Annotated in this window: 9 protein-coding genes, 2 pseudogenes and 1 riboswitch; of the genes and pseudogenes, 8 read left to right on the top strand and 3 right to left on the bottom strand. The window is 32.8% G+C overall.

What is annotated here, in order from left to right:
* The 3 genes and pseudogenes from X924_RS07880 to X924_RS07870 form a co-directional block, all read right to left on the bottom strand.
* A pseudogene (locus tag X924_RS07880) lies at positions 1–174 on the bottom strand (IS21 family transposase); the annotation flags it as partial.
* Between the two features lie 168 nt (positions 175–342).
* Positions 343–735: an IS3 family transposase gene (locus tag X924_RS07875; RefSeq protein ID WP_158245353.1), complete on the bottom strand. Its 393-nt coding sequence runs from the start codon at positions 733–735 to the stop codon at positions 343–345.
* A gap of 40 nt (positions 736–775) precedes the next feature.
* Entirely contained in the window at positions 776–1,012 is a 237-nt protein-coding gene (locus X924_RS07870; RefSeq protein WP_121958383.1) for a hypothetical protein, read from the bottom strand.
* 194 nt (positions 1,013–1,206) lie between these two features.
* On the opposite strand from X924_RS07870, the gene X924_RS07865 reads away from it, so the two are divergent.
* From X924_RS07865 to X924_RS07830, 8 genes and pseudogenes are all read left to right on the top strand, one after another.
* The gene (locus X924_RS07865; protein ID WP_121958382.1) at positions 1,207–1,968 is read left to right on the top strand and encodes an MBL fold metallo-hydrolase; all 762 of its coding nucleotides are present in this window, start codon (positions 1,207–1,209) and stop codon (positions 1,966–1,968) included.
* Between the two features lie 116 nt (positions 1,969–2,084).
* Positions 2,085–2,171, top strand: a riboswitch (cyclic di-GMP riboswitch).
* A 492-nt stretch (positions 2,172–2,663) separates the two neighbouring features.
* A pseudogene (locus X924_RS07860) lies at positions 2,664–3,072 on the top strand (sigma-70 family RNA polymerase sigma factor).
* 605 nt (positions 3,073–3,677) lie between these two features.
* Positions 3,678–4,877 carry an S-methyl-5-thioribose kinase gene (gene mtnK, locus X924_RS07855; RefSeq protein ID WP_121958381.1) on the top strand — a complete coding sequence of 400 codons (1,200 nt, stop codon included), beginning with the start codon at positions 3,678–3,680 and terminating at the stop codon, positions 4,875–4,877.
* Positions 4,878–4,943: 66 nt separating this feature from the next.
* Entirely contained in the window at positions 4,944–6,005 is a 1,062-nt protein-coding gene (gene mtnA, locus X924_RS07850) for an S-methyl-5-thioribose-1-phosphate isomerase (protein ID WP_121958380.1), read from the top strand.
* A 45-nt stretch (positions 6,006–6,050) separates the two neighbouring features.
* Positions 6,051–7,088, top strand: a complete 1,038-nt coding sequence (locus X924_RS07845; protein WP_121958379.1) for a substrate-binding domain-containing protein — start codon at positions 6,051–6,053, stop codon at positions 7,086–7,088.
* A 16-nt stretch (positions 7,089–7,104) separates the two neighbouring features.
* The gene (locus X924_RS07840) at positions 7,105–8,658 is read left to right on the top strand and encodes a sugar ABC transporter ATP-binding protein (protein ID WP_121958378.1); all 1,554 of its coding nucleotides are present in this window, start codon (positions 7,105–7,107) and stop codon (positions 8,656–8,658) included.
* A 32-nt stretch (positions 8,659–8,690) separates the two neighbouring features.
* A complete protein-coding gene (locus tag X924_RS07835; RefSeq protein ID WP_121958377.1) occupies positions 8,691–9,680 on the top strand; it encodes an ABC transporter permease in 990 nt (329 codons plus the stop codon).
* 157 nt (positions 9,681–9,837) lie between these two features.
* Positions 9,838–11,087: methyl-accepting chemotaxis protein (locus X924_RS07830; RefSeq protein ID WP_233186611.1), on the top strand; the 1,250-nt coding region annotated here is incomplete at its 3' end.

Genomic DNA, 11,087 nt, shown 5'->3' with positions numbered 1-11,087 from the left:
TGAATGCTTATCCGATTTGCGTGGTTTCTGTCGTTTCCTTGGCTTACCTTCATTTCCTTCATTAGACTTTTTCACTGTCCTTCTATCAATCCCATACATCCTTGCTAATTCAGAAAAGTTCGGCTTCATTCCCATCACCTTTATTATTTCTATTTGCTTTTTTAATTCTTTCATCTTTGGTATCCTTCTCCTCCTTTTCTTTCTATTTCCTCTCCTAAAGAAGGATACCATTTTTATGTTCATTTCTGTACATTTTTATTTGCAACTTTTTATACCTTTTTATTTTATCATTTACAATACAAGCGTTCTCATAAGGATTAGTTTTGTTGCTATATGAGTGTATTATTCCATTACACTTGCTAAATATGTCCATTTCTCTTTTGATACGTATATGTAGGTAATGTCGCCACACCATTTTTCGTTTATTGACTTAGTTGAAAAATCTCGTTTTATCAAATTAGGTAGTTGTTCAATACATTTATTTGATTTAAATGGTCTATACTTTTTATTGATTATTGCATAAATTCCTAAATGTCTCATTCGTCTTTGAACCTTTTTCAGACTGACTTTTATACCTTGTTTATCAAGAGCTCTATGTATTTTAGTTGCACCATATCGCTTTTTACTATCCTTGTATATGTTTAATATGTTTTCATCAAGTATTTCATTGAATTTTTCTCTGTTACTCTTTTGATGGTTTATTACTTTGTAATATGTGCTCCTTGGAAATTTCAATACTCTACATATACGAGCAACTGTATATTGCTTTTTGAATTTATCGATGAATTTGACTATCTCTATTACACTTTTTTAGCGAATATGGCTGTAGCTTTTTTAATATCTCATTCTCCAACTCTAATTCTCTAACTTTCTTTTTCATTTCAAAGTACTCTTTTTCGCTTATTTCTTTACCTTCACCATTCAATACGGGTTCCCTTTCTCTTAGCCATTCTCTAACTGTGTTTTTCCCTAAGCCATATTCGTCGCATAACTCTTTAACACTTTTTCCCATTTAGCGAAGCTCAACTATTTGTTCTTTGAACTCGTTTGAATATCTTGTCCCTTTACTACCCATAGTGGACTCACTCCTTTTTATTTTATTCTATTATACCCCTTTTTCTTTGTCCACTATAATATACTAACACCACTGTTCTAATTATTTATATGACAGGCAGATAAACATGAATTTGAAAGGAGAAAAAATATATGAACGATTGGTTTACAACAGACCGAATTGATGCAGATACATATATCATCAGCGAATATCGGCATTGGGAGGAAACGCACTGCTATTTTCTGAACGGTTCTGAGCACAGTCTTCTGATTGATACTGGCCTTGGCATTTGTAATATTTATGACAAGGTAAGGAAGTTGACGGACAAGCCGGTTACTGCTGTTGCCACGCACATCCATTGGGATCATATTGGGGGTCACAAATATTTTCCGGACTTTTACGTTCACGAGGATGAACTGAATTGGCTAAACGGCGAATTCCCTTTGACTATGGAGCAGATCAAAGATATGGTAATTGATCGCTGTAATCTGCCAGAAGGTTATGATGTGAACAAATATGAATTCTTTCAGGGGACACCGACAAGGGCGCTAAAGGACGGCGACGAAATTAACATTGGAGGCCGTTGCATTCAGGTACTGCATACTCCTGGTCATTCACCAGGGCATATGTGCTTTTGGGAAGAGGATCACGGCTATCTCTTTACCGGCGATTTGGTTTACAAAGATACGTTATTTGCTTACTATCCATCCACCGATCCTGAGGCATATCTCGTTTCTTTGGAAAAGATTTCAGCACTGCCTGTAAAATGTGTTTTTCCAGCACACCACTCTCTGGACATTCAACCTGATATCCTTATCCGGATGCGTGATGCTTTCCGACAACTTCAAACCAATGGACAACTGCATCACGGCAGCGGAACATTCGATCATGGTAACTGGGCTATATGGCTGTAATATAAACTGAACAAGGAACAAAAATGATAAAAGGCAGTTCAACTGAATGCTGGAATCATGTAAATATAAATGGATAAACAAAGTGCAAAAACAGTTAAAATAAAAAAAGTAAATATTTGTTTCAAGGGCAAATTTGCCGAAAGGTAAGGACGCAAAGCCGAGGGTCTAAGGTGCGTAAGCATGATGACAGTCTGGCTACCGAGAGGATTGCGTAGGAAACTTGCCCTTTTATGTGGCAGGTTTTTTATATGAATCAAAAAACAGAGGCGCTACCCGCCCAACAAAAAAACGTGAGTTTGGCGAATCTATTCTTATACCTGAATAAACAACGTACCCTCCAGAATTGCAGGTTTGGAGGGCTTTTCTATGCGTGTTCGATATGGTCTGAACTTCAGGCGGCCGCTTACCAACAGCGGCCGAGCGTGATGAAGCTGACATCAATCTCCTACATACCGCTTTAATTGGCAGCCTGTCAAAAAAACCTGTACTGCCTATGGGAGCAGTGCGGTCATCAACAGGAACTATTAGATCATAAAAATAGGATATATAGAATCATTGTTTCTCAAAAGGCTCATTTGGCTTATGTCCAAGTGGACTTTTTTTGCCGTATAAAGGGAAATTCAGTTGGCTGTCGCTCCCCACCTTCCTCTGTTTCGATTTGCCAAATCCCAAAAATCGAAACGGAGGAAAACCAAATGAAAAAAATCAATCTGAGGGATTACTATCCTGATTATTATACCACCAACTGCATCATTGAAGTGCCGGACGAAATTGCAGCACTCATGGCTTCCTATGAACGGGCCGAAGCCGCCTATTATCTGAGGAGGTATTGCCATAAGGCGTATTACTCCCTGGATCGAGGCGACGGTATCGAGCATGACATCATGTTTGTATCCCTGTCTCCCTGCAAGATTTACGAGCGTAAAGTCACAGTCGAACAGCTTCACGCTACCATTGCCGTATTGCCGGACAAGCAGGCCAAACGCATCTACGCTCATTACTTTTTGGGAATGAGCAAGAGCACCATTTAGGACGGAGGGTGTCAGCAAAGCTGTTGTAGGTGAAGCCATTGAACGCGGGCTGAGAAACATGGAGAAATTTTGAAAAAATATTTTTAAGCCCACTTACTTTTACCTCAAAAATGAAAAGGCTTATGAGGGATATGTTTTTATTCTTCACTGAACCTTGAAAAACCAAATAAGGGACAAGCCGGATACATATTGCGAGAGCGGCATACAGTGAGTCGGGCGGCGGATGCGCCACGATCTTTCTTTACGCGGGAGAGGGTGATTGTAAATGATAAAATAAAAAGGCATAAAAAGTTGCAAATAAAAATGTACAGAAAAGAACATAAAAATGGTATTCTTCTTTAGGAAAGGGAGTGGAAAGAAAAGGCGTAGAAGGATACCTATTATGCCCTTTTTTTAAAATTTTCTAATACTATTTTCACTAAATGAGTACAGATGAAAAGGACATTGTAGTGGATCCATTAATTTTTTAAATTATTTTTATTTTATAAGATATTAAAAGATTTTTAATAATAATCAAAATTAATTATTCTTAATTAGTCATAATCGCCTATAATTAATCTTGACTAAAAATGTAAAAAAGAATAAAATCTAAATAAATTAGTCGTCTATCGTTAGTTGACTAACGTCTGTTTAATTTATTAGATATCTTACTTATTTGATTTAAGGGAGGATAATAGAATGAGTTATAGGTCTTTAAATGAAAATGAAGTAGAAAACTATATAAAAGAAAAAGGTTTTTTTGGAGAAAATGAGAAATTACAAGTTAAAGAAATAGGAGATGGGAATTTAAATCTTGTATTTAAAGTAATAGGAGATAGTGGAAAATCATATATATTGAAACAAGCTTTACCATATGTCAAAATTGTTGGTAGTGATTGGCCACTTCAATTAAATAGAAATAGATTAGAAGCCGAAGCGATGAAAAGGCAAGGAGAACTAGCCCCTGGTCTGGTACCTGAAATATACTACATTGATAATGAATTAGCTTTATTTATAATGGAGGATCTATCTACATTGGAAGTAATGAGAAAAGGAACGTTACAAATGAAAAAATATCCTAATTTTTCAGAACATATTTCTACTTTTTTAGCTAATACTATTTTTTATACTTCAGATTTTTATTTAAATCCTCTTGAGAAAAAAGAAATGGTGAGAAGATTCATAAATCCTGATTTATGCAAAATTACCGAAGATTTAATATTTACCGATCCATATTATAACTCACCTCGAAATAAGATAAATCCTGAATTAATATCTTATTTAGAAAATAAGTTTTGGAAAAGGCAATATTTATGGAATGAAGCCTCTAAACTGAAATATATATTCATGACTAAAGCAGAAAGTCTTCTACATGGGGATCTCCATACCGGTTCTATATTTGTAAGTAAAAATGATACAAAAGTTTTTGATAGTGAATTTTCATTTTTCGGACCTTCTGCTTTTGATCCTGGTTTATTAATTGGTAACCTTCTTATTAACTATGTCTCATGGGAAGGCAAGGAATATTCTAAAGAAAAAGTTGAAGATTATAGAGAATATTTGTTAATAACAATAGGAGATATATATAAAAAGTTCACAGATAAATTTTCTAAACTTTGGGGTGAAAAAACTAACGACATAAGTTTCAAAGACAATAATTTTTTAGATCACTATTTTTCAGAATTCTTTGAAGATATGATAGGTTACGCTGCTGCTGCAATGATAAGAAGAATGCACGGATTAGCTCATAATATAGATGTAGATGAAATTGAAGATTTAAAAGAAAGGTCAAAAGTTCAAATAATTATTTTGGAGTTAGCTACCCAATTGATGATGAATAGGGAAAGGTTTAAAGTTATTGAAGATGTAATTTCTTACGTAAAATCAATCATTTTTTAATTTCTTATATCTTTAATAACAATTGTATATTTCTATAAGACAGTTACTATATTTGGAGGGAAATGGATGAATATTATTGAACCTATAATATGGAATAAGAACGATAAAACTTTAAAGATACTAAATCAATTGAAGTTACCAAATGAAGTAGAATATTCGACAAAAAAAACAGTACGAGATATTTACTATTCTATAAAAAATATGGAATTAAGAGGTGCACCTTTAATAGGAATAACAGCTGCTTATGGGGTAGTAATTGGATTATATAATTTAAGTAATAATGAAAGTTTTATCAAAAATGTAGAAAATAGTGTAAATATTTTAAAAGATGCAAGACCCACAGCTGTCAACTTGTTTTGGGCACTGGATAGGATGTTGGGAAAAGCTAAAGAGATCGAAAAGTTACTAATCCCATTTGAACAAAAAAAGGAAATCCTTGAAGAAGAAGCAGGTAAAATTTTTAGAGAAGATGAAGAAGGAAATATAAAAATAGGGAATTATTTTATAGATAATTACCTTATAAAAGATGGCGATACCATTTTAACCCATTGTAACGCTGGAGCTCTTGCAACTTCTAAATATGGAACAGCTACTTCTCCTATTTATATAGCAAAAGAGAAAGGATGGAATATTAAAGTTTATGCAGATGAAACTCGTCCTTATCTTCAGGGGTCCAGATTAACTGCTTTTGAATTAAACCAGGCTGGAATAGAAGTGGTGTTAATTTGTGATAATATGGCTGGGTGGGTAATGAAGCAAGGCAAAATAAACACTGTAATAGTAGGAGCGGATAGAATAGCAAGAAACGGCGATGTGGCCAATAAAATAGGTACATATTCAGTTGCTGTCTTAGCCCATAGACATGGAATTCCGTTTTATGTAGCGGCTCCAACTTCTACGATAGATATTGTTTGTGAATCTGGAAAAACAATCCCTATCGAAGAAAGAAACTCGAGAGAGGTTATGGAATTTAATGGACAAAAAATAGCTCCCGATGGAATAAAAATTTATAATCCTGCTTTTGATGTCACCCCAAATGAATTAATTACTGCAATAGTAACAGAAAAAGGTATTTTAACTAAACCCTATGAAATTAGTATAAGAAAAATAAAATCTCAAAAAATATAAATTTCACAATTTGTACCTCAAAATTACTTAGTGGAGGTGTAAGGTATGAAAAACACAGTAAAATTTTTAACGGTATTTGTGATTCTTTTATTAACTTTTTCTACTTTGGTTTTTTCAGTTGATAAGCCAGTAAAAGTTGTTCACGTTGCGCTTGGTAATTACGGAGATCATTGGGTTCAATTAGTCTCTGGAGCACGTGAGATGGCAAATTTGTTAGGAATTAATTTAACAGTGTTAGACGCTCAAATGTCGAATAGCAAACAAGTTCAAATGTTAGACAATGCCATAACAATGCGCCCAGATGCAATTTTTATTGATCACGGTGAAGGAACTGCATTAAAACCAGGGATTCAGAGAGCTATGAGTTTAGGGATACCTGTGATCATTTTCGATGTTATTGTTGATACCGAAGTGACTTCAGAAATTTCCCAAGATGATTATATGTTAGCATATCTCAGTCTATCTGCATTGTCTCAGGATTTGAAAGGTGAAGGAAATATTGTAGTAGTGACGCTATCTGGAGTGGCTCCTTTGGAGAGAAGAATGCAAATATTACCGCTAATATTGGCAAGATATCCAAAAATTAAGGTAATTGAACAAATAGCTCCGACTTTTGGTTCTGCTGTGATCTCAAGTACTATGTCACTTATGGATGCAGTTTTAAGAGCTCATCCTAATGAGATTGATGCTATATGGGCACCATATGATCAACTTGCAATAGGAGCTTTAAATGCTATAAAACAAGCCAATAAAAGTATTCCTGTTTATGGAGTAGATGTAAGTTCATATGACCTTTCTCTTATGGCTGCACCAGATAGCAACTGGAAAGCTACCGCAGCATGTGATCCTTCAGAAATAGGGAGAGTAGCTATGAGAATTGCATATTTAGCTGCCAATGATCGGTATGAGGAAATACCAAGATATGCTATAATTCCTCCAGCTTTAATAACTCAAGAAGTTGCACGCGAAATTGATTTGGAAAATGGAGAATTTATAACTAAAGATTTGGTTCCAGCATGGGGAGATAGTGGCATAGCTTGGACTAACGAAATGAGAGAAGTAGCTAAAAATAATCAAAAGTGAATTAGGAGTGTTTTTAATGGATGAATTGTTTTTTGAAATAAAAGTTCAAAACTTGTCTAAAAAGTTTCCGGGAGTACAAGCTTTAAAAAACTTAAATATGCTTTTAAGATCTGGAGAGATTCATGCAATAGTTGGAGCAAATGGTGCAGGGAAAAGTACATTTGCTAAAATTTTGTCAGGAGTCTATAGTGAATATGAAGGTGAAATAGAAATAAATGGAGAAAAAGTTAATCTAAATTCTCCACAAAAAGCATTTGAATATGGGATAAGTACAGTATATCAAGAGGTTGATACTGCTCTTGTACCATATTTTACAGCTTCAGAAAATTTGTTTTTATTCAAGCAAAAAAATAATCAAAATAACTTATTTGTAACTCAAAAAGATTTTTCAAAAAAAGCAAAAGTTATCTTAAATAATTTAGAAATAAAAATAGATTTTAATTTGGATTCATTTGTGTCAAATTTATCTGTAGCTGAAAAACAGTTGCTTTTAATTTCAAAAGCTTTAATTTACGGATCTAAATTTATTATTTTCGATGAGCCAACCGCCTCTTTAGGGCCGCAAGATGTTGCGGCCCTCTTTGAAACAATTAGATCTTTGAAGAAAAGACAAATAGGAGTTTTATATATTTCTCATAGAATGCCAGAAGTATTTAATATTGCGGATAAAATTACAGTTTTTAGAGATGGGATGAAAATAGATACTTTTGATAAAGATAAAACAAATGTAGATACAGTTGTGAGAGCCATGTTAGGTGAAAAAAATCAGTTTACTCATGTGCATCATAAAGAAATAAAGAATAACTTTGATGAAGTAGTTTTAAAGGTAAAAAAATTATATGTAGAAAACAAATTAGGGCCACTTTCTTTTGACCTTAAGAAAGGAGAGATTTTAGGGATCACCGGATTAATAGGTGCAGGAAAAACTGAACTATTAAAGGCTTTATTTGGGGTCGAAAAAAGTCAAACTTGTGAAATTTGCTTAGAAAATAATGAAATAAGAAAAATTAAAAATCCACAAAATGCTATAAATAATAAAATATACATGATTCCCGAAGAAAGAAGAAAAGAAGGTTTAATAGTTGGTGAAGATGTTAAGTGGAATTTGATGTTACCAAATTTTAAAGAATTTTCTAAATTAGGAATTATCAAAAGTAAAGCAATTGAAAACACTTCTATAGAATTTATTCAAAATCTTAAAATTAAATGCTATGGGCCAAATCAATTGGTCAAAAATCTTAGTGGTGGGAATCAGCAAAAAACCGTAATAGCCAAATGGCTTATAAAAGAAAAACTGAAAGGTGCAAAAGTGATAATATTCGACGAGCCAACAGTAGGAATAGATATAGGAACAAAAGAAGAAATATATCAATTAGTTGAAAAAATAGCTGAAACAGGAATAGGCGTTATATATGCTTCTTCTGATATAGATGAAATTTTAAGAATATCCGATAGAATAATTGTTATGTTTAGAGGACAAATAGAAGGCATTTTAAATCGGAAAGAAGCAACTAGTGAAAAAATATTAAATTTGGCAACAGGAGGACATCAAGTAAATAAAACTTTATAAAATAATAAATCATTTTAGTAGGAGGGAAGATTTTGAACTCAAAAATAATAAAATTTGTTTCTAACTATGGTACAATATTGGCTTTATTAGTATTAATGCTGATTTTTGGGATAATGATTCCTAATTTTATAAGTTTAGGAAATATTACTGATATTTTACGTTCTGTTTCTGTAATAACAGTTATAGCTGTGGGATTTACTGTTGCTTTAAGTGCCAATGCTTTCAATTTAGCAATTACAGGAATTGCTGGTCTTTGTGGTGCACTTACTGCTGGATTAATGGTATGGAACCTCTTCAATCCTATAATAGCAATTTTAATATCAGTTGGGGTTGGAACATTGTTCGGCTTTTTAATAGCTTTGTTTGTGATTTATTTTAAAGTAGACGATTTGTTGGCTAGTTTAGGAGTTATGTTTATCACACAGGGGTTGACATTAACTTATACCGGTGGATTAAATATTTATTCTAAAATGATTAAACCTTCGCCAACTGGAGGTTTTGTTACCGCTCCGGGAATCATACCGAATGCTTTTTTGTTTTTAGGTCAAGGGAATATAGGCTTTCTTCCAATGCCTATCATAATTATGTTTGCTATAGTTCTTATAATCCATATTTTTTTGAATAATACGAGATATGGAAGAAACTTGTATTCAATTGGAGGGAATCCAGAAGCTTCGTATTTGGCTGGGATTCCTGTTAATTTATACAAAATATTAGCTCATTCATTGTGCGGAGCTTTAGCTGCTATGGGTGGCATATTGTTAGTTTCTCGCTTGGGAAGTGCTCAAATTGCAGAAACTCAAACAATGTTGTTAGATTGTGTTGCTGCAAGTTATATTGGTATTTCTGTATTAGGTCTTGGAAAACCAAATCCTTTTGGAACTTTTATTGGAGCAACTTTGGTGGGTGTAATGATTAATGGATTAACAATGTTAGGTGTTTCTTATACGATGCAAGATATTTTTAAAGGTATAATTTTGTTAGCGGCTTTAACTATTTCTAGATTTACTTCTAAATATTAATTTTTCAAAGATAAAATATATGAACCGAATGCTTTTGTAACTTTTTGGTTACTATTTTATGTTAAAATTGTAGTATTAAAATTTACATGATTAAAAATAATTGTAATTTTGAGGGGGTGCTATTATTTCTTTTAAGAATATAGGGGGAAGAATTGCTTTGATTATCGCAGTAATTTTAATTTTGTTTGGGGTAGCTGTTTTTTATAATATTTATTCTTTGATAATTTCTAACCAAGGTCTGGAAAGTTATAAAGATTTATCTGACGAAACAAGTAGAATTTCAGAAATAGAAATGAATTTTTTTGAAGCAGCTTTAGCTTTAAAAGATTATGTAATATACTATGATACTGAGACACAAGAAAATTTTTTGATTAATATAAGTAATATAAAAGATGAATTTACGGATGAAACAAATGAATCGACAGATATAGTTAATTTAAAAAGTTACGTAGAAACTTATGAAAGTCTGTTTAATCAGATAGTTGGATTCAATTCAGAAAAGGAAAGACTTATAGATCAAGATTTTACAAATATTTCTAATGATTTAAAACAGGTTATTTTGGATTTTAAATATCTTGCTGACAAAAAATTTCTTTCAACTTTAGTGTTTTATTCAGATAGATCAATTGAAATATTAGATAATATTATGCAACTTTCTTTTATATATTTTTCATCATTAGAAGCAAGCGATAAAAATAATGTATTATCTTATTTTAATGAGCTAAATATTCAATTAGAATTGATTGAAGATGGCTTGGTAATAGCAACAGAAGAGCTTAAACAAAGTTTTCAAAACATAAAGAATCTATTTACTAAATTAAATAATGTGCTCACCCAAATAGTTGAGACAATAGAATCACAAGAACCAATAATACAACAGATGGAAGAAATGAGAGTGGAAATATTAGACCTATTAGAAGAACAAAGAGCGGAGTTAAAAGTACAACAAGACACATTAGGACCGACACTCATAGAAGAAAACAACACAGCCATAATGCTAACAATAATATTAACAGTAATAGCATTTGTAGTATCAATAATCATGGTCATATATCTCATAAGAAGCATAACAAAACCATTGACAGAGTTCAGAAACAAAATAAACCAATTCAAAGAAGGAGATCTAACAGTAGACTTTGAAAGCAAAAGCAAAGATGAGATAGGACAGATGGCGAATGCACTATCAGAGATGAGCAAAGAGTTAAGGAAATCGATGAGTTCAATAAAAGGAGCATCAGAAAAAGTAGATAACGCATCCATAAAACTAACAAAAGCATCCCAAGAAAGCAGGAATAATTCTGAAGAGTTAAAGACACAAATGGATACGATACAGGCATATGCAGAAGAAACAGCAGGTAACGTAGAAGAAGTAACATCAGGAGTAGATGAAGTAGCAAGAGCAGCCCA

It is taken from the genome of Petrotoga sp. 9PWA.NaAc.5.4, assembly GCF_002895485.1.
In the GTDB taxonomy this organism is placed as follows: domain Bacteria; phylum Thermotogota; class Thermotogae; order Petrotogales; family Petrotogaceae; genus AZRK01.
This window is presented reverse-complemented; position numbering and strand designations above follow the sequence as displayed.

Coding starts and splice junctions, on each gene's coding strand:
- mtnK (WP_121958381.1), top strand. CDS start 3,678: ATGAGTTATAGGTCTTTAAATGAAAATGAAGTAGAAAACTATATAAAA.
- X924_RS07870 (WP_121958383.1), bottom strand. CDS start 1,012: ATGGGAAAAAGTGTTAAAGAGTTATGCGACGAATATGGCTTAGGGAAA.
- X924_RS07865 (WP_121958382.1), top strand. CDS start 1,207: ATGAACGATTGGTTTACAACAGACCGAATTGATGCAGATACATATATC.
- X924_RS07845 (WP_121958379.1), top strand. CDS start 6,051: ATGAAAAACACAGTAAAATTTTTAACGGTATTTGTGATTCTTTTATTA.
- mtnA (WP_121958380.1), top strand. CDS start 4,944: ATGAATATTATTGAACCTATAATATGGAATAAGAACGATAAAACTTTA.
- X924_RS07840 (WP_121958378.1), top strand. CDS start 7,105: ATGGATGAATTGTTTTTTGAAATAAAAGTTCAAAACTTGTCTAAAAAG.